19 protein-coding genes and 1 tRNA gene are annotated in these 24,974 nt (G+C 71.3%); 12 read left to right on the top strand and 8 right to left on the bottom strand.

From position 1 onward, the window contains the following. Window positions 1-72: 72 nt before the first annotated feature. Window positions 73-146, bottom strand: a tRNA-Ile gene (locus UA75_RS24850). Window positions 147-650: 504 nt separating this feature from the next. Between UA75_RS24850 and ggt the strand changes: the two genes are divergently transcribed. From ggt to UA75_RS24815, 7 genes are all read left to right on the top strand, one after another. Beyond that, window positions 651-2,480, top strand: a complete 1,830-nt coding sequence (ggt, locus tag UA75_RS24845) for a gamma-glutamyltransferase (RefSeq protein ID WP_075742320.1) — start codon at window positions 651-653, stop codon at window positions 2,478-2,480. 628 nt (window positions 2,481-3,108) lie between these two features. Beyond that, window positions 3,109-4,038 carry a carbohydrate ABC transporter permease gene (locus UA75_RS24840; protein ID WP_075742319.1) on the top strand — a complete coding sequence of 310 codons (930 nt, stop codon included), beginning with the start codon at window positions 3,109-3,111 and terminating at the stop codon, window positions 4,036-4,038. A 4-nt stretch (window positions 4,039-4,042) separates the two neighbouring features. Further along, window positions 4,043-4,972 carry a carbohydrate ABC transporter permease gene (locus UA75_RS24835; protein ID WP_075742318.1) on the top strand — a complete coding sequence of 310 codons (930 nt, stop codon included), beginning with the start codon at window positions 4,043-4,045 and terminating at the stop codon, window positions 4,970-4,972. Between the two features lie 100 nt (window positions 4,973-5,072). Further along, window positions 5,073-6,404: an ABC transporter substrate-binding protein gene (locus tag UA75_RS24830; RefSeq protein ID WP_075742317.1), complete on the top strand. Its 1,332-nt coding sequence runs from the start codon at window positions 5,073-5,075 to the stop codon at window positions 6,402-6,404. 217 nt (window positions 6,405-6,621) lie between these two features. Then, the gene (locus UA75_RS24825) at window positions 6,622-8,694 is read left to right on the top strand and encodes a beta-galactosidase (protein WP_075742316.1); all 2,073 of its coding nucleotides are present in this window, start codon (window positions 6,622-6,624) and stop codon (window positions 8,692-8,694) included. 112 nt (window positions 8,695-8,806) lie between these two features. After that, complete coding sequence (locus tag UA75_RS24820; RefSeq protein WP_198044206.1) at window positions 8,807-9,250, top strand: hypothetical protein; 444 nt, start codon at window positions 8,807-8,809, stop codon at window positions 9,248-9,250. A 294-nt stretch (window positions 9,251-9,544) separates the two neighbouring features. After that, on the top strand, window positions 9,545-10,252 hold the full coding sequence (locus tag UA75_RS24815; RefSeq protein WP_075742315.1) for an RICIN domain-containing protein: 708 nt from the start codon (window positions 9,545-9,547) through the stop codon (window positions 10,250-10,252). Window positions 10,253-10,528: 276 nt separating this feature from the next. Here the strand turns inward: UA75_RS24815 and UA75_RS24810 are convergent, their stop codons facing one another. The 5 genes from UA75_RS24810 to UA75_RS24790 are packed head-to-tail and all read right to left on the bottom strand — an operon-like array spanning window position 10,529 to window position 16,686. Next, a complete protein-coding gene (locus UA75_RS24810) occupies window positions 10,529-12,571 on the bottom strand; it encodes a DUF2264 domain-containing protein (RefSeq protein ID WP_075742314.1) in 2,043 nt (680 codons plus the stop codon). Then, a complete protein-coding gene (locus UA75_RS24805; protein WP_232237415.1) occupies window positions 12,568-13,584 on the bottom strand; it encodes a hydroxyacid dehydrogenase in 1,017 nt (338 codons plus the stop codon). The genes UA75_RS24810 and UA75_RS24805 overlap by 4 nt, the downstream gene beginning before the upstream one ends. After that, on the bottom strand, window positions 13,581-14,435 hold the full coding sequence (locus tag UA75_RS24800; protein WP_075742313.1) for a carbohydrate ABC transporter permease: 855 nt from the start codon (window positions 14,433-14,435) through the stop codon (window positions 13,581-13,583). Before UA75_RS24800 ends, UA75_RS24805 begins: the two co-directional genes overlap by 4 nt. After that, window positions 14,432-15,364, bottom strand: a complete 933-nt coding sequence (locus UA75_RS24795) for a carbohydrate ABC transporter permease (RefSeq protein WP_075742312.1) — start codon at window positions 15,362-15,364, stop codon at window positions 14,432-14,434. The genes UA75_RS24800 and UA75_RS24795 overlap by 4 nt, the downstream gene beginning before the upstream one ends. Continuing rightward, window positions 15,361-16,686 carry an ABC transporter substrate-binding protein gene (locus UA75_RS24790; protein WP_075742311.1) on the bottom strand — a complete coding sequence of 442 codons (1,326 nt, stop codon included), beginning with the start codon at window positions 16,684-16,686 and terminating at the stop codon, window positions 15,361-15,363. Before UA75_RS24790 ends, UA75_RS24795 begins: the two co-directional genes overlap by 4 nt. A gap of 102 nt (window positions 16,687-16,788) precedes the next feature. On the opposite strand from UA75_RS24790, the gene UA75_RS34755 reads away from it, so the two are divergent. Both UA75_RS34755 and UA75_RS24775 read left to right on the top strand, forming a co-directional pair. Further along, window positions 16,789-18,939 carry a heparinase II/III family protein gene (locus tag UA75_RS34755; protein WP_232237413.1) on the top strand — a complete coding sequence of 717 codons (2,151 nt, stop codon included), beginning with the start codon at window positions 16,789-16,791 and terminating at the stop codon, window positions 18,937-18,939. Next, window positions 18,936-20,027, top strand: a complete 1,092-nt coding sequence (locus UA75_RS24775; protein ID WP_075742310.1) for a substrate-binding domain-containing protein — start codon at window positions 18,936-18,938, stop codon at window positions 20,025-20,027. The genes UA75_RS34755 and UA75_RS24775 overlap by 4 nt, the downstream gene beginning before the upstream one ends. 349 nt (window positions 20,028-20,376) lie before the next feature. Here the strand turns inward: UA75_RS24775 and UA75_RS24770 are convergent, their stop codons facing one another. Both UA75_RS24770 and UA75_RS24765 read right to left on the bottom strand, forming a co-directional pair. After that, window positions 20,377-21,369, bottom strand: coding sequence for a LacI family DNA-binding transcriptional regulator (locus UA75_RS24770; RefSeq protein ID WP_075744176.1), 993 nt, complete (start codon window positions 21,367-21,369; stop codon window positions 20,377-20,379). Window positions 21,370-21,617: 248 nt separating this feature from the next. Then, window positions 21,618-22,046, bottom strand: a complete 429-nt coding sequence (locus UA75_RS24765; RefSeq protein ID WP_075744175.1) for a PPOX class F420-dependent oxidoreductase — start codon at window positions 22,044-22,046, stop codon at window positions 21,618-21,620. Between the two features lie 240 nt (window positions 22,047-22,286). On the opposite strand from UA75_RS24765, the gene UA75_RS24760 reads away from it, so the two are divergent. The 3 genes from UA75_RS24760 (at window position 22,287) to UA75_RS24750 (ending at window position 24,958) form a co-directional block, all read left to right on the top strand. Then, on the top strand, window positions 22,287-22,976 hold the full coding sequence (locus UA75_RS24760; protein WP_075742309.1) for a TetR/AcrR family transcriptional regulator: 690 nt from the start codon (window positions 22,287-22,289) through the stop codon (window positions 22,974-22,976). Next, window positions 22,973-23,863, top strand: coding sequence for an alpha/beta fold hydrolase (locus tag UA75_RS24755; protein ID WP_075742308.1), 891 nt, complete (start codon window positions 22,973-22,975; stop codon window positions 23,861-23,863). Before UA75_RS24760 ends, UA75_RS24755 begins: the two co-directional genes overlap by 4 nt. Before the next feature lie 693 nt (window positions 23,864-24,556). Continuing rightward, window positions 24,557-24,958, top strand: a complete 402-nt coding sequence (locus tag UA75_RS24750; RefSeq protein ID WP_075744174.1) for a VOC family protein — start codon at window positions 24,557-24,559, stop codon at window positions 24,956-24,958. Window positions 24,959-24,974 lie beyond the last annotated feature (16 nt).

Genomic DNA, 24,974 nt, shown 5'->3' with positions numbered 1-24,974 from the left:
CTCGCACCCGCAACGGCACCCATAGATCAACATCTGGAACGTGGTCGGGCTGTTTTGGCTGGTCAGGCTGTGTGGGGCGGGTGGGGCTCGAACCCACGGCCAAGGGATTATGAGTCCCCTGCTCTAACCGACTGAGCTACCGCCCCCGGCGCCGTCGACCTGCGCGTTCGGAGGGGGAACCTCGTCGCGCGGATCGGGCGATCGTGATCCTAGCGAGTCTCGGGAGGCGCGGGTTCGGTGACCGGTCGGAGTCGGTCAACGGCTCGGCGGGCCGGGTTGCGGTGGTTGAATTCTGAACGATTCCGCAGCTGTGGTTGATCGGATGCGGGCGACCGCGCCGACCCGGCCGACCGCACCACACATCGACAGGAGAAGAACCGACACCTGCGAAGCAACCCAGAATCCACCCTCGTGGGGCGACCGACCGTCGCATGGCGAGGACGGCTGCCGCGGTCGGAAGCCGGCGAGGCCGCCGGTAGTGCCGCGTGTTCCTCGACCGGCCCCCGCTGATGTGCCTGGTAACCGGGGTCTCTGACGGGCTCTCTCACGCAGTCCCGGAGAATCCGCGACCTCGCCCGACCGAAAATCACCGACAGCGGGCCTGAGCCGAAGTATTGCGGCCGCGCACGGAATGTCGCGAGACTTGCACGATGCGTCTTCGCCGCGCTCATCGGGTCCTGGCCGTCGCCGCCGCTACGGTACTGCTCGGTCCCGCTATCCCGCTGACTCTGCCGCACGCGGTCGGAGATACGCCGCCGACCGCGAAACAGCCGGTGGCCGTTGGCGACTTCGGTGCGGTGTCCAGCGTGGACGCGGACGCCACGGCGATCGGGATCGACGTGCTGCGGCGCGGGGGCAACGCGGTGGACGCCGCCGTGGCCACCGCCGCCGCGCTGGGCGTCACCGATCCGTTCTCCGCGGGCATCGGGGGCGGCGGCTTCATCATGTATTTCGACGCAGCCTCCGGGCGGGTGCACACCCTGGACGGCCGGGAGACGGCGCCCGCCGCCGTCGACGAGAACCTGTTCCTTGAGGACGGTGCTCCGTTGCCGTTCTCCGAGGCTGTCACCAGCGGGTTGTCGGTCGGGGTCCCGGGCACTCCTGCGACCTGGCGGGACGCCGTCGAGCGGTGGGGCACGCGTTCGCTCGCCGCCCTGCTGCGGCCCGCGACGCGGCTCGCCGAGCACGGGTTCGTCGTGGACTCGACGTTCCACGGGCAGATCGCCAACAACGCGGACCGGTTCTCCGTCTTCCCGGCCACTCGCGACCTGTTCCTGCCCGACGGCCACGCTCCCGCAGTCGGCTCGGTCTTCCGCAACCCCGATCTCGCCGACACCTATCGGCTGCTCGCCCGCTCCGGAGTGGACGCGTTGTATCGCGGGGAGATCGGCGCGGACGTCGCCGCGACGGTGCAAGAACCGCGGGTCGACCCGGCTTCGGACCGCAACGTCCGCCCTGGCGCGATGACGGTGGACGACCTTGCCGGGTATCGCGTCGTGCCGCGTGATCCCACGCATGTCGACTACCGGGGGCTGGACGTCTACGGCATGCCTGCCCCCTCCTCCGGCGGGCTCACCGTGGGGCTGGCGCTGAACATGCTGGAGCGCTTCGACCTTGCGAACGCCTCGGAGACCGACTACCTGCACGGCTATCTGGAGGCCAGTCGGATCTCCTTCGCCGATCGGAACCGGTGGATCGGCGACCCGGACTTCGCCGACGTGCCCGCCGTCGAGTTCGCCGGACAGGAGTTCGCCGACAGCCGGAGCTGCCTGATCGACCTCGAGGCCGGGCAGGCGTTGACCAGTCCCGTCGCCCCCGGCGATCCGCGCAGTCCGGAGGCCTGTGGCAGCCACGGCCCGCCTGCGCCGACGCCTTACGAGGGGGAGAGCACCACCCACCTGACCGTGGCCGATCGCTGGGGCAACGTGGTGGCCTACACACTGACTATCGAGCAGGAGGGCGGCAGCGGCATGGTGGTGCCCGGTCGCGGCTTCCTGTTGAACAACGAGCTGACCGATTTCTCGTTCACGCCGGTCACGCCCGGCGTTCCGGACCCGAACCTTCCCGATGCGGGCAAGCGGCCGCGCTCCTCGATGACACCGACCATCGTGCTCCGCGACGGCGAGCCGCTGCTGGCCGTCGGGTCTCCGGGTGGCACCACGATCATCACCACGATCCTCGGGGTGCTGCTCCAGCGGTTGGACCGAGGCCTCTCGCTGCCTGCGGCCGTCGCCGCGCCACGCGTCTCGCAGCGCAATGCCGCCACGGCCGGGGTCGAGCAGGCGTTCCTCGACCTGCCCGCCGTCGCCGAGCTGCGGGACCGAGGCCAGGGGTTCGCCACGCAACCCTCGTCGATCGGTGCGGTCACCGGGGTGGAGCGGCTGCCGGACGGACGGTGGCTGGCCGCCGCCGAACCGGTGCGCCGGGGCGGTGGCGCGGCTGCGGTCGTGCGGCCAACGCCTGCGGATCAGACCGGTTGAGGACCGGTGCGGACGGGCTGTGCCTGCGGGCAGGCGGAGCCGGCGGGTAGGCGACGGCGGCGGGCAGGCGACGGCCGGGATGCCGTCGGAAGCAGGGCACTGCGGACCGATGTGCTTCGGCACCGCCGGGCAGACCGGCCTGCGGCGGCCCTGCGGTGGTAACGGTGTCCCGATCGGGACATGCCACGCAGGCTCGACGAGGCCGGCTGTCTTCGCGGTTCAGGCGCAGGAGACCCGTCGGCCTCGGCCGCCGGCTGCGCAGATGGCCGGATCCGGCCTGACTGCGGGGGCCGGACGGCCTGCGGAGGTCACCGATCGCCTGGGCGGGCACCCCGGTGCGCCTCGGGTGCCTGGGTGGTCAGGCCGCCGCGCTGCACGGGGTCGAACGGCCTCTGCTGCCGCGATCGGGGACGGCGGGCATCCGGGCACTGGCGCCTGTCCAGGCAGCGCACGCGCTCGGCGTCAGGCGTGCGGTTCGACTCAGAGCCCCCTTCATCGATTGAGGCCGCCGCGCGCTCTCTTGACGACCTTCACCCAGCGGTGACAGCATTTCGCGCACCTCGATGGTTACGTAAACATCGGCCCCCGAAGGCGATGGAGCCTCCGGTGGTGGGAGCTAGGGAGCCACATGACAGCGCTGTCATCGCCGCCGGTAGGGCGGTCGAGACGCTCGGCCTCCGGAGCCGGTCAGGCCGATCGTCGATCCTGGGTCGGCTGGGGCTTCATGGGACCGTTCATGGTCGTCTTCGCCCTGGTGTTCCTCGCGCCGATCGCGTATTCGATCTATCTGAGCTTCTTCCGGGACAAGCTGGTCGGCGGCAACTCCTTCGTCGGCCTGGAGAACTACCAGCGGGCCATGGCCGACCCGCAGTTCTGGCAGGCTTTAGGCCGGGTGGGACTGTTCCTGGCCGTGCAGGTGCCGATCATGCTGGGCATCGCGCTGCTGGTCGCGCTGGCGATCGACAGCGGCAGGCTCTACGGCCGGAGTTTCTTCCGGATCTCGATCTTCCTGCCCTACGCGGTGCCCGCCGTGGTCGCCACGCTGATGTGGGGCTTCATGTACGGCACGCGCTTCGGGCTCGTCGGCAACATCAACGACGCCTTCGGCATCACCCTGCCCAACCCGCTGTCGCCGGATCTCGTACTCGCCTCGATCGGCAACATCGTGACCTGGGAGTTCATCGGGTACAACATGCTGATCTTCTACTCGGCGCTGCGCGTCATCCCGCACTCGCTCTACGAGGCGGCGGAGATCGACGGAGCCGGGCAACTGCGGGTCATCACCTCGGTGAAGCTGCCCGCGATCCGAGGCGCGATGGTGATCGCCACGATCTTCTCGATCATCGGGAGCTTCCAGCTCTTCAACGAGCCCAGCATCCTGCAGAATCTCGCGCCGAACGCGATCAGCACCTACTTCACGCCGAACCTGTACACCTTCTCGCTCTCGTTCGCCGCGCAGCAGCACAACTACGCGGCGACGGTCGCGATCCTCATGGGGCTCGTCACGATGGTCATCGCCTACGCGGTGCAGCTTCGCGGCATGCGAAAGGACGTGTGAGTCGATGAGCACCCCGGTCACCACCGCCCCTCGGAGCAAGGGGCCCGGATACGCCCGGCTGCGGACGCCGCGACGGCCGAGCACGGTCACCCGCCCGCGTCGCAGCGTGCTGCTCACCGTGCTCACCGGCCTCATCCTCGTCTACAGCCTCCTGCCGCTCGGCTGGCTGCTCATCAACGCGACCAAGACGCCGGGCGGGCTGTTCGACTCCTTCGGCCTGTGGTTCGCCGAGGACTTCGCGCTCTGGGACAACATCGTCGCCACCTTCACCTACGACGGCGGCGTCTTCGCCCGCTGGCTGGCCAACACGCTGCTCTACGTCGTCGTGGGCGCGGGCGGCGCGACCTTCCTCGCGGTGCTCGGCGGCTACGCGCTCGCGATCTTCGACTTCCCCGGCAAGCGCGCCGTCTTCGCCGTCGTCATCGGCGCGGTCGCCGTGCCGGGCACCGCGCTGGCCGTCCCGACGTTCCTGATGTTCAGCCGGATGGGGCTGACGAACACGCCGTGGGCGGTGATCATCCCCTCGCTGATCACCCCGTTCGGCCTCTACCTGATGTGGGTCTTCGCGGCGCAGGCGATCCCTCGGGAGCTGCTGGAGTCGGCGCGGATCGACGGTGCGGGGGAGATCAGGAGCTTCTTCCGCATCAGCCTCCCGCTGCTGGTGCCCGGCACGGTCACCGTCCTGCTGTTCAGCATGGTCGCCACCTGGAACAACTACTTCCTGCCGCTGATCATGATCAGGGATCCCGACTGGTTCCCGCTGACCCTGGGGCTCAACGCCTGGAACGCCCAGGCGGCGACGGCGGGCGGCGAGGTGGTGTTCCACCTGGTGATCACCGGTTCGCTGATCACCATCCTGCCGTTGATCGCCGCATTCCTGCTGCTTCAGCGCTACTGGCAGTCGGGTCTGGCCGCCGGGAGCGTCAAGGAGTGAGCGCCGACGCCCCTCGGCAGCCGCCGGTCCTCGCCGCCCAGGCGGGCCTGCTGCCCATCGTCCACGTTCGACACCGACAGCGAAGCGAGCTGAGTCGATCATGAACACGAGTCCCCGCCGCCTCGCGCGTGGCATCGGAACCGCTCTCGTCGTCGTCCTCGGCCTGACCGCCTGCGGCTCCGGTGGCGACGACGGTCCCACCTCGGCCTCGGCGGCCGAGATCCAGGCCGCGCTCGACGAGGGCGGCTCGATCACCGTGTGGGCCTGGGAGCCGACGCTGGCCCAGACCGCCGTCGACTTCCAGGAGCTGCATCCGGGCGTGGAGGTCGAGATCGTCAACGTCGGCACCGGCGACGACCAGTACGCCGCCCTGCAGAACGCCCATTCCGCGGGCAACGGCGGTCCCGACGTGGCACAGATCGAGTACTTCGCGCTGGGACAGTTCTCCGTCTCCGGAGCGGTGTCGGACCTGGCGGGCTTCGGGGCGGGCGATCTCGAAGACCTCTTCTCGCCGGGGCCGTGGAACTCGGTGACCGGCGGCGGGGGAGTGCACGCCCTGCCGATGGACTCCGGGCCGATGGCACTGTTCTACAACCAGGACCTCTTCGAGGAACACGGCGTCGAGGTGCCGACCACCTGGGAGGAGTATCTCGACGCGGCGCGTGCGCTGCAGGCTGCGGACCCGGACGTCTACATCACCAGCGACAACGGCGAGGCGGGCCTGACCACCAGCCTCATCTGGCAGGCGGGCGGGCGCCCCTTCACCGTGGACGGCACCAGCGTGGAGATCGACTTCTCCGATGAGGGCACCGCCCGCTACACCGAGATCTGGCAGCAGCTCATCGACGAGGACCTGGTCTCGCCGATCAACTCCTGGACCGACGAGTGGTACCAGGGGATGGCGGACGGCAGCATCGCCAGTCTCGCGACCGGGGCCTGGATGCCCGCCAACCTCTCCTCCGGTGTCCCCTCCGGCGCGGGATCGTGGCGGGTGGCGCCGCTGCCGCAGTGGGCGGCGGGCGAGTCCGCCGAGGCGGAGAACGGCGGCAGCGGGCTGGCCGTGCCGACGGCGAGCGGGAACAAGCTGCTCGCCTACGCCTTCATCGACTACGTGACGACCGGAGAGGGCGTGGTCACCCGCCTGGACGCCGGGGCCTTCCCGGCGACCGTCGCCGAGCTGGAGTCCGAGGAGTTCCTCTCGGCCGAGCTGCCGTACTTCGGCGGCCAGCAGGCGAACCAGATCTTCGCCGACGCGGCGGCCGGTGTCGCCGACGACTGGTCCTACCTGCCCTATCAGGCGTATGCGAACTCGATCTTCAACGACACCGTCGGTCAGGCCTACGTCTCGGACTTACCGCTGGCCGACGCGTTGGGCCGTTGGGAGGACAGCGTGTCGGCCTACGGCGTCGACCAGGGCTTCGACGTCGGCTGAGCACGGCGGGCGGTCCGGCACGGCCGAGTCCGTCCGCAGGTCGCGCGTCCGAGCTCGCCGCGCGGACGCCGTGACCACCCCGACGACGGGAGGGCCTGCCACGTCGCGAACTCGACAGACCCGACGAAGCCCGTCGGCGAACCACCGCAGCGCTCGGCTGTCCGAGACCGCCGCACACGAACGACACGACCCCCGCCCACGCATCGAGAGGATCGACATGTCTTCCCCCACCTCCCCGCGCTGGCTGCGAATGCCGACCGGCTCCCCGAGGGGGCTGGCCTTCGGGGCCGACTACAACCCGGAACAGTGGCCGCGATCGGTGTGGGACGACGACGTCGCCCTGATGCGCCAGGCGGGCGTCACGATCGTGTCGCTCGGCATCTTCTCCTGGGCCCGCATCCAGCCTCGGCGCGAGGAGTGGGACTTCGCCTGGCTCGACGAGGCGATGGACCTGCTGCACGCCAACGGGATCGCCGTCGACCTGGCCACGGCCACCGCGTCGCCGCCGCCGTGGCTGGCTGCCGAACACCCCGAGATCCTGCCCGTCACGCGAACCGGCGAGGTCCTCTCGCCGGGCGCCCGCCAGCACTGGCGACCGACCTCGCCGGTGTTCCGGGAACACGCCCTGCGACTGGTCACCGCGCTGGCCGAGCGGTATCGGGACCATCCGGCGCTGGTCGCCTGGCACGTGTCCAACGAGCTGGGCTGCCACAACGTCTACGACTACTCCGACGACGCCGCGCGCGCCTTCCGCCAGTGGCTGCGGGCCCGCTACACCACGCTCGACGGCCTCAACCACGCCTGGGGAACGGCCTTCTGGGCCCAGCGTTACTCCGAGTGGGACCAGATCCTGCCGCCCCGACTCGCGGCCTCGCATCCCAATCCGACCCAGCAGCTCGACTTCGCCCGCTTCTCCTCCGACGCGCTCAAGGACTACCTGGTGGCCGAGCGCGAGATCCTGCGCCGGATCACGCCGGAGGTGCCGGTCACCACGAACTTCATGGTCATGGGCGGCACGAAGCGGATGGACTACGCGGACTGGGCGAGCGAGGTCGACTTCGTCTCCAACGACCACTACGTCATTCCCGGTCCACAGGCCCGCGACGAGCTGTCCTTCTCGGCGAACCTCACCAGCGGCATCGCGGGAGGCAGCCCGTGGTTCCTCATGGAGCACTCGACGAGTGCGGTGAACTGGCAGCCGGTGAACCTGGCCAAGCGGGCAGGCGAACTCGCGCGGGACTCGCTGGTGCACGTCGCCCACGGGGCCGACGCGGTCTGCTACTTCCAGTGGCGGCAGTCCGCAGCCGGGGCCGAGAAGTACCACTCGGCGATGGTGCCGCACGCCGGGGCCGACAGCGAGGTGTTCCGCTCGGTCACTCGGCTCGGCGGACTGCTGCGCGACCTCGCGCCGATCGCCGGTTCCGCCCGCGAGCCCGCCCGGGCCGCCATCGTCTTCGACTGGCAGTCGTGGTGGGCCAGCGAGCAGGACTCGCACCCGACCTCGCTGCTGCGGTACCACCGTGAGGCGCTGGACTGGTACTCGGCCTTCCTCGCCGAGGGCGTCCGGGTCGACGTCGTCCCGGTGGCGGCTGAGCTGGCAGGCTACGACGTCGTCATCGCGCCCGTGCTGCACGTGGTCACCGCAGAGCTGCGCGACCGGCTCGCCGACTACGTCCAGGGCGGCGGACACCTGGTCACCACCTACTTCTCCGGGATCGTCGACGAGAACGACCACGCCTGGCTCGGCGGATATCCGGGGGCGCTGCGTGAGCTGCTCGGCATCCGGATCGAGGAGTTCGAGCCGCTGCTGGACGGTCGGCAGGCCGTGCTCGACGACGGCGGGATCGGGACGCTGTGGACCGACCGGATCAGCCGCGTCGAGTCCGACGTGGAGGTGCTGACCCGCTACGCCGACGGCGACCTGGCCGGTCTGCCCGCCGTGACGCGGCGCGTGGTCGGCGCGGGCTCGGCCTCCTACGTGTCGACCCGGCTGGGGCCCGACGGTCTGCGCGGCGTGCTGGCCCGACTCCTCGGCGCGGCGGGCGTGGCCAGCGAGCTGCCCGAGTCCGCGCGCGGCAGCGTCGAGCTGACGGTGCGCCGCTCGGCGGACGCCGTCTACTGGTTCCTGGTCAATCGCACGGACGAACCCGTCGAACTGCCCGGCGTGCTCGGCGAGGTCCTCGCCGGGACCGGGACGCAGCGCGGGGCCGAGGACTCGGGGCCGTCGCCGCTGGTGCTGGGGCCGAGGGACGTCCTGGTGCTGAGCCGCTCCCCGGAGGAGACCGCCTGATCGAGACCCGCTGATCCGGATCGACCGCCGAGGCCCGGCGCTCACCGCCGAAGTCGTCTCGGCCACGAGTTCATCTCCGCACCGCTCGTCAAGGACTCGAGAGGACACCGGAATGAGACGACCACGTACGCAGCGCCTGGTTGCAGGCCTGGGCGTCATCGCGATGGCGACCGGCTCCGCCGCAGCGGGGGCCGGGCCCGCCGTCGCGGTGAAGCCCGCCTCGGCGGTCACCATCACCCCCGACCCCTCCTACCAGGGGCCGGATTTCGAGGGCTGGGGCACCAGCCTGGTCTGGTTCGCCAGCGCCACCGGGGGCTATCCCGACGAGATCCGCGAGGAACTCGCCGAGCTGGTCTTCGCCCGCCGAGGGGCTGGCCCTGAACCTCGCCCGCTACAACATCGGCGGCGGGAACGCCCCCGACGTGCCGGACTACCTGCGCGCCGGGGCTGCGGTGCCGGGCTGGTGGCAGGCGCCCGAGGGCACGACTCGCGAGGACGTCGACTGGTGGTCGGCAGACGATCCGGCGCACGGGAACCCGGACGCGGATCAGACTAAAGCGATGGTGGGTCGACCGGATCAAGGGACAGATCGATCACTGGGAGGCCTTCAGCAACTCGCCGCCGTGGTTCATGACTGAGAGTCTGTCTTTGATTCCTCTCCGTCGTGAGCGGGGATCGGCGTGGATGAGCTGCCAGGCGACAGGAGGGAGCCATGGCGGAGTCATGGTGACCGACGACAACGCCGCAGATCGCCGCGCCGGCCCCGCGCAACTCCGAAGGCAGGGATCAACGACAGGCTCTGAGCGGGTATGTCTCCGGCGGGTTCGACGCGCAGCAGGATCAGCTCAAGGTGGACGACGTCGAGGACTTCGCCGCGGACCTGGTGGGCGCGGTGGAACGTCTGGAGGCGGCGCACGGCATCCGGTTCGCCGACGTCGCCGCCGATGCCACGGTGACCCCGGTGGCGACCAGCGCAGACGGCGGGCTCGTCCCGCAGGAGCCCGTGGACGCCGCCACGGGCACGGCCACGGTGGAGGTCCCCGCCCGGTCGGTCGCCACGCTGGCGGTGAGCGGCGTGTCCGGGGTGGCCGAGGACGCCGCGACGATTCGGGACGGCCGGGACTACCGGCTTACCGGGGTCGGCAGCGGCCGATCCCTGACGGTCGCCGCCGACGGCACGGGCACGGAGATCCGCACCCCGGTCGACGGGAACGCCGCGCAGGCGTGGCGGCTGACCAGGGTCGCCGATTCGGCCGAGGACCTCAGCAACCGGGCCCGTTACGTCGTCACCACCGCCGACACCGATCGGCGGCCTGCGCTGCGGGACGGCGAGGTCGGCCTCGAGGACGCGCAGGGACAGGCGGACGCCGCCGCGCAGTGGATCGGCTCGACCACCGGCGACGGGACCTGGACGCTGATCAACGCCGAGGCAGGTCTGCTCCTGGAGGTGAGCGGGGAGGCGACGCACGACGGCGCCGAGGTCTCGGTCTGGACGCCGAACTCCGGCGCGCACCAGCGCTGGCAGGTGATCGACGAGACCGATCCCGCCGGGTCGTGATCGGGTAGGCGGATCGCAGGCAGGCACCGAGACAGGCGGGCCCCGAGCCCCGTGGGGGAGCGGTGCCCGCCTGTTCGTCGCCGAATCCTCGGCGAGCCGTCGGCTGTCCGCCTACCGGCGTCGGGCGGCTCCGTCTGAGCGGGCCTGGCCGGTGCGCCTGCCTACTCGGCGGCATCGCGGGGGCCCCGTCCGTGGCGTAGGGCTGCCCCGACCCGTGCCCTGGACGGCCCCGTTCGGCGTCGCCGCCCTACTTCGTCGCCGCCGGACGGGGACGGGTCAGCCGCCTGCCTGCGGGGTCAGCTCGACTTCGGTCTCCACCTCGTCGGGCCAGCGGACGACGACCGTCGTGCCTGCGACCGTCACGGTCGGGTCGGGGCCGAGTTCCTCGGTGCCGTCGTCCAGGCGCACCACCACGGCCACCACGACGGCGTGATCGGGATCGGCCGTGGGGCCTGGCTCGGCGCGTCCGTCGGCGGCGGACGAGACGTCGAAGGCGAGCCACGGAATCGCCGTCCAGACTCCCAGCGGGCTCACGTCTCGGTCCAGTGCGACGTCCTCGGCCGTGACGGGGAGGGACCGTCCGCGCGCGACACCGGGCGCCGTCGTCATCACCTCCACCCGCGCCGCCCGCAGCGACGAGCGCAGTCCCGCGATGGACGCGTGGGCGCCGGGCCCGACGCGCGGCTCCGCCGCCGCCGACACCGGCCAGCCGCCCAGTCGCAGGGTGTGGGCCCGCGCCGTGTCGAGGTGCGGGCCGACCCGCGCGATGCGCACCTCGACGCCGTCGCGGACCACCGAGGCCACGGTGATCACCGGCCCCTCGGTGACCGTCCCGGTGCGCCCGGAGCCATGGTCGGCCGAGGCGTCCGAACCCGCGTCGACCCAGTTCACCCGGCCCGTCGAGGCTCCGACGAGCACCCCGTCCGGCTCGCGGCGGGTGACGAGGGTGGTGAAGCCGCTGCGGTGCGTCGCCCGCCCCTCGTGGTCGAGGAGCACCACGGCGTTGTCCAGCGGATCGGTCACGCTCGGCCCGACCAGCGGCGGCACGGTGGCGGTGGAGTAACCGAGACGGGCGTACAACGGCGAGTCGGTGATCTGCGCACCGGGCCGGGCGTGATCCGTGCCGTGATTGAGCACCACGGCGATGCCGTCGCGGCGGCGAGCGGAGACCAGCCAGCCGGGCGCGGCGATCACCCGAGACACGTCCTCGGTCTCCACCGGCAGGCCGACCTCACGATTCGTCCACACCGGATGGTCGGCGGGCAGGGCCAGGCCGAGCATTCCCTTGGCCGCCCAGTACGGCGAGGCGGGGCCGGAGTAGTCCTGCCGCATCGCGGGCCACGGCCCGTGCCAGCCGAGCGTCAGCAGACCGTCGTCGTCGCGGGCGCCTCGGTCGAGGAAGTGGGCGATGATGCCGCTCGCCGCCCGCCTCACCTGTCCGGGCGGTAGCCCGCCCACGCCGGTGATCGCGCCGGTCCACAGCGGCGCGGCGGCGGCGAAGCGATAGATCAGGCTGCGGCCCTGCATCAGCGGCGATCCGTCCGACCCGGTGAGCACCAGGGCGTCGGCCAGATAGCGGGACAGGTCCTCGGCCCACTGAGCGCGCAGCTCCGGCGGGCACAACGAGCCCGTCACGTCGAACCACTCGGTCCACAGCAGCGGGTAGACGTGCAGCGCCCAGCCCGTGTAGTGGTCGTAGGCCCGCTCGTCCGCGCCGTCGGACAACCAGCCGCCGGGTCTGCGCAGGGCGGCGTGCACCGCGAGGTCCCCTTCGACATCCTCGGCCGACCACGCGCCGCCCGCCTCGCGCAGGAACGACTCGACGATGATCCGGAACCACACCCAGTTGATCGGGGGATACGGCTGTCCGACCACCCCGGCCAGCCAGTCCAGCGTCCGCTCTCGCACGCCGTCGTCCAGTCGGTCCCACAACCAGGGCCGGGTGAGTTGAAGGATCAGCGCGAGGGAGGCGGCCTCGACCTTGGCCTGCCCGAGTTCGTCCGGGCGCGGCCAGTACTCCGGAGAGGCGGGATCAGTGCCCGCCCGCAGCCCCTCGGCATAGCGGTCCAGCAGGCCCGTCGGGTCGGCGCCGCGCTCGCCCGCGATGCGGAAGCCCGCCAGCAGGAAGGTCCTGGCGAAGCCTTCCAAGCCGTCGGAGACCCGGCCGTTGCGGCTGGCGGGACCCGGCAGGTCGTAGCGGGCGCCCAGGGGCGAGCGGTGCCGCTGCACCGCCGCCAGCATCGAGTCGGCGAGGTCGGCCCAGTGCGTCCTGGTCCAGCCGGTGTACGGGGAGAGCCGATGATCCGTCGGTGGTGTCATGCCTGCGCCGCCCTGGTCTCTCGGGTGACCTCGTCCAGGGCGGGCAGACCGGCGCCGAGGCGTTCCAGCTCGGTCAGGGCCGCCGCCGTGAGTCTGCGGGTCTCGGAGTCGAGCGAGCCCGCGATGTGCGGGGTGATCACCACGTTCGGCAGGTCGTACAGCGGGGAGTCGGCGGGCAGCGGCTCCGGCTCGGTGACGTCCAGGATCGCGTGCAGCCCGTCCCGCTGACAGGCCGAGGTGAGCGCGGCGGTGTCGACCAGCGCGCCCCGAGCCGTGTTGATCAGCACCGATCCCGGGGGCAGGGCGGCCAGCTCGGCGGCGCCGATGAGATGTCGGGTCTCGGGGAGTGACGGGGCGTGCAGGCTCAGCACGTCCGCCTGCGGCAGTGCCTCGGCCAGGCTCACGGGCTCGGCTCCGGCGGCGGTGATCACGGCGGGATCGACGACCGGGTCCACCACCAGGACCCGTGCCACCGCCAGCGACACGAGCAGGTCGACGACGCGGCGTCCCACGCGTGAGTAGCCGAGGACGACCACCGTGCGGTCGCGGCCGGAGAGCGGCCCGCGCCCGTCTCGGTAGCTCCAGTCGGCTCGGTGCACGCGGGCGTCGGCCGCCAGGAACGGCACCTTCTTGAACGCCCACAGCACCGAGGCCAGGGTGAACTGGGCGACCGGCTCGGCGTTGGCCGCCGCGGCCGTGGTCACCAGGATGTCCCGATCGAAGACCTCATCGCCGACGTGACCTCGGACGCTGCCCGCCGCGTGCAGGACGGCCCGCAGACCGGGCGCTGCCCGCAGCACCTCCGCGTCCAGCGGCGGGGCTCCCCAGGAGGTGATCAGCACCTCGACCTCGGCGAGCCTGCGCCGCGCCGCCGGGGAGGTCAGCTCCTCGGTGTGCACCGGATCGCCGAGGCTCGCCAGCGTCCGCAGGCGGTCGTGCTCGGCGGGGCCGAACTGGGCTGCGAACGCCTCGGCGCCCATCACCAGCATCGTCTCCGGCCGGTGCGGCGTCACTTCACGCTCCCGGCGGCCAGGCCGGACCGCCACTGTCGTTGCAGGACGACGAACGCGAGCACCAGCGGCACCACGGCCAGCAGGGACCCGGTGATGACCAGCGGGTTGTAGTACGGGAACTGCGACACGCGGGAACTCCATTGGAAGAGGCCGAGGGTGACGGGGAACAGCTTCGGATCGGTGAGCATGACCAGGGGCAGGAAGAAGTTGTTCCAGATGCCGACGAACTGGAACAGCAGGATGGTGACCACGCCGGGCCGCAGCAGCGGCAGCGCGACGGTGACGAAGGTCCGCAGTTCGCCCGCGCCGTCGATGCGTGCGGCCTCCAGCAGCTCGTTCGGCACGGCTGCCTCGGCATAGGCGCGCGCGAGATAGACGCCGAAGGGGTTGGTCAGCAGCGGGATGAACACCGCCCAGAACGTGTCGACGATGCGCAGTTCCGTGGCCAGCAGATAGAGCGGGAGGGCCAGTGCGGTGGTGGGGACCAGGACGCCCGCCAGCGTGACGGCGAACAGCAGCCTGCGGCCGGGGAAGTCCAGCCGGGCGATGGCGTATCCGCAGGCCGTGCAGATCAGCGCGCCCAGCAGCGCGCCTGCTCCCGCGTACAGCAGGGAGTTGCGAGCCCAGTCGAGGAAGATGCCGTTCTCCTCGGCGAACAGGTCGCGCATGTTGCCCATGAGATTCCACTCGCCCAGCTCGAACGCGCCGGTCGTGGAGAAGTCGCCGACGTTCTTCGTGGCCGAGGTCAGCAGCCAGATCAGCGGCAGCACGCTGTAGAGGGCGGCCAGCAGCAGCAGCGCGTGGACGGCGCCCCGCGAGGTCCAGCGGGAGGTCGGTCTGGTCGTGGTCATCGAGCCCTCCGGGTGGACAGTCGCATGACCAGCGCCGACAACACTGCCGAGGCGATGGCCAGCACGAGGGAGGCTGCGGCGGCCCGGCCGTAGTCGTTGGTGATGAACGCCGCCTCGTACACGTAGAGGCTCGGGGTCCAGGTGCTGGTCACGGAGTTGGTAAACGAGCTGAGGATGAGCGGCTCGGTGAACAGCTGGAGGGAGCCGATGACGGTGAAGACCAGCGCCACGAAGATCGTCGGCCGGATCATCGGCACTTTGATCGACAGTGCGGTGCGGATCGGCCCGGCGCCGTCGACCTTGGCCGCCTCCAGCACGTCGCGCGGCACGGTCCGCAACGCCGTGTAGAAGATGATCATGTTGTAGCCCATCCACTGCCAGGTGGCCATCACGACGATCGAGGGCAGCACGCCGTCGGCTCCGAGGGGATTCCACGGCAGCACGTCGTTGAGCGGTCCGATGCCGGGGCTGAACAGGTAGGACCAGATCAGGCCCGCGATCACGCCGGGCACGGCGTACGGCAGGAACACCATCAGCGACCACATCTGGCGAAGGCGCTTCACCGCGCCGTCCAGCAGCAGGGCCAGCACCAGTGCGCAGCCCAGCATCAGCGGGACGTGGACCAGGGCGTAGACCGCCACGTTGACCAGACTCGTCAGGAAGGCGGGATCGCCGAGCACCTCGGCGTAGTTGGCCAGCCAGACGAAGACCTCCTGCGGCCCGGCGAAGCCGAGGCCGGTGAGTCGTTCGGTGAACAGGCTCAGGTAGAGGGCATAGCCGATCGGGACGAGGACCGTGCCCGTCAGCAGCAGCGCGAACGGCGCCGCCAGCACCAGCGGTGCCAGGCGCAGCCTGCCTCGGCGTCGCGGTTGCGGTCCCGTCGACCTCTTCGACGCGGTGGGCTCGCCGGACGGCGCGACGACGGTCATGACTGCCTCCGCTCGCGCACCGACAGGCCCCGGTCGCGCATTCCCGCCACGGCGGCGGCCTGTACGCCCGCCAGCGCCTCCGGAATGGTGGTGCGCCCGCCGGTGACGCCGCCGAAGGCGTCGGCGACCGTCGAGAAGAGACCGAGGGCATTGGGGCCCCATGTCCAGTCCGGCACTCGGGAGTCGGCCTCGTCCAGCACGTCGTAGACCGGATCGCCGACGAAGTAGTCGCTCGGGGCCAGCCCGCGCGCCACCTCCCGGTTGGGCAGGTAGGCGGGGAACGGCGAGGTGAACTCGGAGCCGATGCGCGGCACCTCGGGATCGGTGCTCAGCCACCGCAGGAATGTCAGCGCCGCCTCCGGCACCTCGCTCTCCCGTGAGACGCCGAACGCCGTGCCGCCCTGAATCCCGTTGGCGGGCTCGCCGCCCCAGGTGGGCATGGTGGTCACGGCCCAGCGGCCTCGGTCGTCGGGAATCGACTTCTGCAGCGTCCCGACGCTCCACGATGCGCCCAGCAGCCCCCACAGCCGCCCGTCGTGCATGGCGGCGATCCAGTCCTGGGTGCCGGTCGATCCGCTGCCCACCAGGTCGGCGCTGATCAGGTCCTGCCAGTACTCGCCGGTGCGCAGCGTGCCCTCGCCCGCGACGTCGACCACCCAGGTGTCTCCGTCGATCTCCCACCACGGGTCGCCCGCCTGCCAGGACATCCCCGCGAAGAAGGAGCCGTCGTTCAGCGGGAACGTCGTGATGCGCGCGTCGGAGTCCAGCGTGCGGATCGTCTCGGCGGCTCCGCGGAACTCCTCCCAGGTGCGCGGCACGGGAAGCCCGGCCTCGTCGAAGAGGTCTTTGCGGTAGTAGAAGGCCATCGGCGCCATGTCCATCGGCACCGCCCAGGTACGACCGTCCGGCCGCACGGCCTGCCAGGCGGCAGGCGAGTAGCCGTCGGCCAGATCGGCGGTCTCCTCGGTGATGTCGCGCAGGCCGCCCGTGGCGAGGATCTGGATCAGACCCTGGTACTCGACGTGCATGATGTCGGGCGCGTTGTGTGCGCGGATCGCGTTCGTCTGCTGCGCATAGCCGCCGGAGAGCCCGGCGGCCAGCACACTCAGCTCCACGTGGACCTCGCGCTGGGACGCGTTGAACGCCGCGACATAGCGATCCATCCCGGTCAACCAGGACCACAGCCGGACCGTGGTGGCTCCGGGCGGCGCGCTCGTCGAGGTGGCGCAGCCCGCGAGCAGTGACCCGCCCGAGACGGCGACGGCGGTGCAGGCCGAGGCGCGGAGGAAGGCGCGGCGCGACCAGCCGGTATCAAGCCCCATTGCTGATTCCCTTCTGGCAGTTACCTGCGTCACTCCATCGTGTGAAATCGTTCGTGGTCAATCATTGTGGCCAGAACCGATCACAATCGATCAGGAGCGAAAGTGGCAGACGGTCTTCTCGCAGGCCTGCTCGCCGGAGAGCAGGCGATTCTCGGTGACGGAGGCATGCGGGAGCCCGGTGACCCCGATCCTGTCGTGCTCGCTCTGCGTGATGCCAGGACTCGGCTGCCCGTTCCTCCGGTGACCGATCGCAGCGTCTGGGACGCGGTCGATCCGCGGACTCGGGACGGGCTGCTTCGGCTCGCGGCGGAGCAGCGAGCCCGCTCCGCGCCGCCGCTGCATGCCTCGGACTGGGCCCGTGCCTTCCGCGACGGCAACCGCACCGCGCACGAGGACGCCGCGCGTCTGCTCCGGACGCGCACCGCCGGGTTCGTCCTCGCCGCAGTGCTGTCCGGCGAACACGCCGAGGCCGATGCGCCGCCCGGCGTCGTGCCCGATCTCGACGCCGCAGCGGACGGAATCGTGGCCCTGTGCGAGATGAGCACGTGGTGCTGGGCGCCCCATGACTCGCACACCGCAGCGCGTCGCGAGGTGCTGCCCGATCCGGACGACCCCTATCTCGACCTCGGTGCCGCCGAGGTCGGCGGCCTGCTGGCCTGGGCGGATCACGTTCTCGGTCCGCACCTGGACCGCCGCGTGCCCGGCCTGCGCCGCCGGATTCGACGCGAGGTGCGGGCTCGGCTCCTCACGCCGTTCACCACCCGGCGGGACTGGCCCTGGCTGGGGCTGGACCGGCCCGCCGACAACTGGAACCCGTGGATTCACAGTGCCGTGCTGATCGCCGCACTGGCGCTGCTCGACGATCCCGCCGAGCAGGCCGCCGTGATCCGGCTGGTGCCTGCCGGACTCGATCGGTTCCTCGCCGCGCTGCCGGACGACGGCGGGATCGACGAGGGCGTGGCGTACTGGTGGCACGGCGCGGGGCGGCTGTGGGAGTCGCTCGACCTGCTCGCCACGGTGGGCGGTCCGGCGCTGGACGCCAGGGGACTGCCGATCTTCGCGAGCCTGGCCCGCTTTCCGCACCGCATGCATCTCGGCGGGCTCTGGTACGTCAACGCGGGCGACGGCCCGGCCCGGCTGTCCGGCGCCCAGCCCTGGCACGTCGCTCATCGCTGGGGACGGGCACTGTCCGAGCAGGCCGTCTGCGAGCATGCGGCCGCCCGAGGCGGGCGGGACCCGTTCGCGGTCCGGCCGGAGTCCGGGCTCGGCAGCGCGCTGACCGGGCTCGTCGATGCGGACTGGCGTGCTGCCCACACGGCCGCCCGTGCCGCCGCAGGACGGGCCGGGTCGGTTCGGTCCGGCGTGGACCGTGCCGACGTCGAGTCGGCCGGCCCCGACGTCGAGCGGTCCGCTGCCTGCCGCGCCGCGCCCGGCGGCCCGTCCGTCGGCGCCGAGCGGCCCACCGCTCCGGCCGCCGCCGCCGACGAGGAGCAGGGCTCCTGGCTGAGCCGCGATGGCTGGCTGCCCCGCGTGCAGGTGCTCGTCGCCCGCGAGACGGCGGGCACCACACACGGCCTCACCCTGGCCGCGAAGGCGGGCCACAACGGCGAACGACACAACCACCTCGACGTCGGCTCCTACTGGGTCGCGCTCGACGGAACACCGCTGGTCGTGGATGTCGGCCAGCCCACCTACACCTCGGGCAGCTTCGGTGCGGACCGCTACGCGGCCTGGCCGCTGCGCAGTGAATGGCACAACGTCCCCGAGCCCGGTGCGGGCCAGCTGCCCGGGGCCGCCCACGCCGCGCGCGAGGTCTCCGTCGAGCAGGCCGACCAGACCACCGCGCTGCACGCCGAGCTGACCGACGCCTATCCCGCAGGCCTGCTCACCCGGTGGTCGCGGACCGTGCGGCTGGTCCGGGCCGCCGAATGGGAACCGGCCCACGTCCTCATCGACGACTCCTGGGCTCTCGGCGATTCCCGGGCTCGCGGCGACGCGACGCCGGTGCTCGTGCGACATGTCCTCACCGGCACCGTCGAACTGGCCTCCGGGCGGGCACTCGTGACCCCGGCCTCGGGGCGGTCGCTGCTGGTGAGCTGGGACCCGACCTCGCTCGTCGCCGAACTCGAACACCGTCCACTGACCGATCCGCTGCTGCGCGGCTCCTGGGGTGCGCAGCTCACCAGGCTCACCCTCGCCGCCGTCTCCCCGACGGTGACCGCCGCCCGCGTTCGACTGGAGGCCGCGCCGTGACCCTGGCAGCTCAGCGACAGGACGCCATCCTCGCGTTCGTCCGCCGCTGCGGCGGCGCCCGGCTCTCCGAGCTGGTGACGCTGCTGCGCGTCTCCGCCGTCACCGTGCGGCGCGACGTCACGGCCCTGGCCGATCGCGGGCTGGTGGTCCGAGTGCACGGCGGGATCACCCTGCCTCGGCGCGGCGCCCAGGACGCCGGGCCGCGCGGCTCCGTCTTCGGCGCGACGGTGCTGCGCACCGCCGTCGGCATGGTCGTTCCCTCGGTGGAGTACTACTGGCCGCACGTCATCCAAGGTGCGCAGGCCGCCGTTGCCGCCGCCGACGGTCGCCTCGTGATGCGCGTGACCCACTACCAGCCCGGCGAGGACCGCCGACAGATCAACGATCTCCTCGATCGGGGAGTGAAGACCCTGCTGGTCGCCCCGGTCGTCTCCGGCGACGCGGGGCGCGAACTGCTGCGCTGGCTGGGCGGACTGGCCGCATCGGTCGTGCTCGTCGAGCGTCGTCCCCCGCCGGAACTGCCGATGCTGGCGCTCGACGCCGCCACCACCGCGCACGCCATGGGCGCCGGGCTCGCCGTCCGGCATCTCGTCACGCTGGGGCACCGATCCGTGGCGCTGGTGACCTCGCGATCCAGCCCCACCAGCCGAGCCCTGCGCACCGGCTGGCGGGACACCACGGCCGAACTCGGGCTGCCGAGGTCCGACCGGATCGACGTCGAGGTCCCCGCCTACGGCACGGCAGGCTGGCCAGCCACCTACGACGACGTGCTGCTCAGTTGTCGACGGGACGGCGTCCGCGCCATGCTGGTGCACTCCGATCGGGAGGCCGTCGGGATGCTGGAACGCGCCCGTGACCTGGGGATCGACGTGCCGGGCGACCTCGCGGTGGTGTCCTATGACGACGAGGTCGCCGCCGCGTCCGATCCACCGCTGACGGCCGTCCGGCCGCAGAAGCATCGGCTCGGTCGCCTCGCTGCCGAGCTGGCGCTGGCCCGCGCGGCTGAGGGCGGGATGCGCCCGGTCCATCGGGTCGAGCTGTGGCCGACGCTGGAGGTCCGGGAATCCTGCGGGGGACTGGCCTTCTGACGACGTGCGCTCGTCGCGGGCTCGTCGTCTCCGCCGGTGTCGCTTATGTCGATCGCGGCAGCGCCGACGTCGACGCGGATTTCGCCGGGGCCTGCCACCGGGTCGGCGACGTCGTCGCGGTAGACGAATCGATCCGGCCCGCCGAAGCCGGCGAGCTGCACGGCCCGCATGACATTCTCCTAGGTATACCGATCGGTATGTTTACTGACGGCGGTATGCGGTGTCGGGGCGCGCGAAATGTCGCGATGCGAGGGAGGTCCCGATGCGAGGGTGCTCGGCTGTCGGTGACCGGCCCATTCCGATGCGGCGGTCCAGCCCTCGAGCGTGTCGTGCTGCGGATTGGCCGCGATCAGCGCCGATCATGGGGCGGCGCGGTGCTCTCGCGTAGTACGAGACGGGTGGGTACCAGCGTCCGGCCTCGTTCGACGGCCTCGCCGCGCATCTGATGCAGCACTCCGGCGACGAGTCGACGACCGACCTCGGTGAAGTCCTGGTGGATCGTGGTCAGCGGCGGCAGGAACGAGCCTGCGTCCGGAATGTCGTCGAAGCCGACGACGCTGACGTCCGCAGGCACCGCGCGGCCCGCCTCGTGCAGGGCGCGGAGCAGGCCGAGGGCCATTTGGTCGTTGGCCGCGAAGATCGCCGTGCAGTCGGGTTCCGCCGCGAGCAGCAGGCCCGCGCGGTGGCCGGAGTCGGCCGACCAGTCGCCTCGGACCGGCGGCGGGACCTCGCGCCCCTGCTCGCGCAGCACCTGCTCCCAGGCGGCGGCCCTGCGCCGGGCCGCGAAGGACTCGTCCGGCCCCGCGAGATGCCAGACGGTGCGATGTCCCAGGTCGAGCAGGTGCCGCACCGCGTCCCGGGTGCCGCCGACCTGATCGGTGTCGACGATGCTGTAGAGGTCGTCCTCACCGGACTGGGCGACCACGATCGGCACGTTGCGCGGCAGGTCCACCGTCGTCGCATCCAGCAGATGCACCTCCATGATGACGATGATCGCGTCCACCGCCAGCTCGCCGAGCCGGGTGAAGGCACCGTGCATCCCCGCCTGCGTCGGCACGCTCACCGGCAACAGGGTCACGGCATAGCCCTCGTTGGCGGCCGATACGGAGATCGCCTCCAGCGTGCGGACGTTGCCGGTGCTGGACAGGGTGAACAGGATGACGCCGATCGTGCGGAACTCGCCGCGCTTGAGGGCACGGGCCGCGCTGTTGGGCCGGTAGCCCAGCTCCTGCATCGCCAGCACCACCTGGCGCCGGGTCGACTCCATGACGCTGGGATGTCCGTTGGACACCCTGGACACCGTCTGCGAGGACACGCCCGCCAGCCGCGCGACGTCGGCCATCGACACCCGTCGTACGCCCTCGACCAACCGCCTGCCCCCTCGCCATCCGGCTGCCGCCGAAGAACCTGTCCGGCCATCGCCGACGAACACTGTAAGCGGCGGGCCTCGACGGCGAGAACCTGTCGGAGCTCGAGTCGGAAGCCGCCTGCCCAGGGTGGCCGCCTGCCCAGGGTGCGGGCGGAGGCGGCGGAGGGCGGCTGCGATCAGCCAGGACGGGCCGGGTATCTCGCAGGGCGCCCCGGGGCGGCTCAGCCGTTCGTCAGGTCCTTCTCCGCGATGATCTTGGTGGGCGTGAGACGCACCGTCATCATGCCCTCGCCCGCATTGAGCCGCCCGTACTCCTCGGCCAGCTCCTCGCCCATGTAGCGGGCGGCGTTGCGCGTCGACCAGTGCAGGACGTCGGCGGGCTCGTCCTCGGTCGCGACGGTGCCCTCCACGACGGCGAAGGAGAACGGCGGGTCGTCGTCCTCGACACACACGGCCGCCTGTGCGGTGCGGATCAGGTCATGGCCCTTGGCGGAGTGCGCACTCGTGGTGAACACGAGGTCCGAGCCGTCTAGGACGAACCACACCGGCGTGACGTGCGGGCGTCCGTCGGCACGCACCGTGGCGACCTTCGCCGTGCGGGTGCCGTCCTGGATGAAGCTCTCGTACTCGGCAGTGGTCATCGTGGTCATCGCCGCCTCCTCGTCGCTGGCCGGGTGTGTCCGGCGTCGGATGTCGTTGCGTGCGCGGGGTGCGGTCGCGGTGGTCGTCGGCCCGTCGACGGGGGCTGCCACCGATGCGCTGTCACCCGCACACCGGAGGGGTGCCCGAGGCCGCAACGGCGAAAACCGAGTCTCTGAACAGGGGAGATGTGGAGGATCGCCTCGTAGTGACCCAATCTGATAATCTGGTCACTACGAAGGGGGGCGCCCATGCCGAGACCGCTGATCCCGAATCGCTCCGCCGTCATCCTCGACACCGCGGAGGACCTGATCCGGACGCGTGGCTACGACCGCACGACGGTCGCCGACATCGCCGAGCGCGCCGGGATCGCGAAGGGAGCGGTGTACCGGGAGTACCCGAGCAAGGAGGCGGTGCTCGACGCCCTGCTCGTCCGCAGCGTCGGCAGGCTCGTCGCCGACGTGCGCGCTCGAGTGGAGGAGGACGCCGAGCCGATGGGACTGGCGGCCGTGTACCGGTTCGGCATCCAGGCGCTGCGGGGCGAGCCGCTCGTGTACGCCTTCCTCTACGGCACCTCCGACGTACTCGGTTCCTACGCCCGCGATCGAACCGACGACCGCTACGCCCTGCGTCTCGCCTGGCTCACCGAGTACCTCGCCGAACTCCAGCGGGCGGGCGCGATTCGCGCCGACATCGACTCCGACGCCGTCGCCCTCGCCCTGAGCGCCGTGACCGTCGGCTTCCTGTCCGTCGGCCCGCTGATGGGCGGGTTGAGCGAGAAGCAGCTCGACGGCGCGCTGGACGTGATCACCGAACTGGTCGAGCGGGGGCTGGACCGGTCCGAGGCGGACGCGGACCGGCAGGAGACGCAGGCGGCGCAGCTCCGGCTGCTCGATCGGGTGGCGACCCAGTTGCAGGCACCAGAGAGAGGATCGGCATGACCGACCAGCAGGATCTGTACGAGAGCACCTACGTCGAGTTCCCGGAGGGCCGCCTCCGCGTCATCACGGCGGGCGACCACGGGCCGCCGGTGCTGTTGTTGAGCGGCGCGGGCCTGGACAACGCGATGCTCAGCTGGCGACACCTCATCCCCGCGCTCGCCGCCGAGCACCGGGTGTTCGCGCTGGACTGGCCGAAGCAGGGCGGCAGTCGGGACTGGGCGGGAATCGCCGATCACTCGACGATGCTGCGCTGCATCACCGGCGTCCTCGATCACTTCGGCCTGGAGACGGTGAACCTCGTCGGCATGTCCCAGGGCGGCGGGATGACCCTGGCCTACGCCATCGAGCACCCGGAGCGGGTGCGCAACATCGTTCCCATCGCGCCGGGGGGCATCATCTCCTTCCCGCCCGGCGTGCACCAGCTGTTGTGGCTGATCGCCAAGCTGCCGCTGCTGAGCCACGGCCTGTCGACGATGATGTTCCGCAAACGCAAGGCGGTCGCCTCCCTGGTCAGGAACACCCTGATCCCCGGCCCGGTCGACGACTTCGAGGAGATCGTCGACGAGGTCCACCAGCTGGTCCTCGACGGCGGCGCCGGGTCGTCGGACTGGCAGAACGGCTCGATCGGCTTCCTGAAGATGAAGCTCGATCTGCGGCCGAGACTGGCGGAGATCTCCTGCCCGACGCTCTTCATCCAGGGTGACAAGGACGTGGGCATCCGGCCGAAGCACACGGTGGCGGCGGCGGCCAAGGTGCCGGGCGCGCGACTGGAGATGCTGGCGGGCAATGGTCACTGGTCCAATCGCCAGTCGCCGGAGCGGGTCAACGGCCTGATCATCGACTTCCTCGCCGCCGACCGAGCGAAGTACGGCAAGGCGGCGGGCTGACGGCCTCCCCACCGCAACCGGTCGAAGACCGAGACCGGTTACGGTCGGGTTCGAGGCCGCCGCGCACGATCGAGGAGATCGGTCTCGCACCCGAGCGCTTACTCCGCCGCCGCGATCGAGCAGGACCTCCGACCGGCTCGCTGCCCGACGACGTGACGACGGCGGGTGGACCGTCGACCGGGCCTCGTGCTCGGCGGCAGGCGCACCGGAATGAGCACTGCTGGATCACGCTGAGCGCGCTGCGAGTCCTCCGGGCCGCCAACTCCCCGCAACGTCGACGGCCGCTCCAACGCCCACGTACGAACCGGACCGGTCGACGAGGACCGCGACCGGGGAACCGGCCGGGGAATGAGGCGCACGGCCGGGGCTGACCAGTCGGCCCGCCCGCGCGAATCGACCGGATGATCCTGCCTGCGTCGTCGGGCACGAGGGCAGGCGCGGCCCGTCGGCCGGATCAGGCCGCCGCATCGAGGAGCGAAAGCGGCGTGCGGTCGTCCCGCGACGGCTTGCGCGGTGTTGCGGCATCGGGCAGGGCAGGCCGGAAAGGCACTCCTTTCGGGGCGGGCGCGTCGCGACCGATCGGCGTGGGGAGGTGCCAGGGTGGCTTCGAGGCTCGCCTCGGTCCCGGTCGATGCCCTGATCCCGTCCGGCCTCGTCCGCCCGATTCCGCTACCCGAGAGAGATGAGTGGTCGATGAACCCGATGATCTTCGTGAACCTGCCCGTCAAGGATCTCGGGCGGGCGACCACGTTCTATCAGGAGCTGGGCTTCACCCGGAATCCGCAGTTCTCCGACGAGAACGCCTCCTGCATGGTGATCAGCGACGCCATCTACGTGATGCTGCTCGTCGAGCCCTTCTTCTCGACCTTCACCACCAAGCCCGTCGCGGACGCCACCCGAAGCACCGAGACGATCCTGGCGTTGAGCGCCGAGGACCGAGCCGCGGTGGACCGGTTGGCCGACGCGGCCCTGGCCGCAGGCGGGGTGTCCGACACCGAGACGATGGATGAGGGCTCGATGTATCTGCGCGGCTTCCAGGACCTCGACGGTCACCAGTGGGAGGTCACCTGGATGGACATGAGCGCGGCGCAGTAGCGACGCGAACGGCTCC

This window comes from Actinoalloteichus sp. GBA129-24, assembly GCF_001941645.1.
In the GTDB taxonomy this organism is placed as follows: domain Bacteria; phylum Actinomycetota; class Actinomycetes; order Mycobacteriales; family Pseudonocardiaceae; genus Actinoalloteichus_A; species Actinoalloteichus_A fjordicus.
The sequence above is the reverse complement of the archived record's forward strand: the minus strand, read 5'-3'. Positions and strand labels throughout refer to the sequence as shown.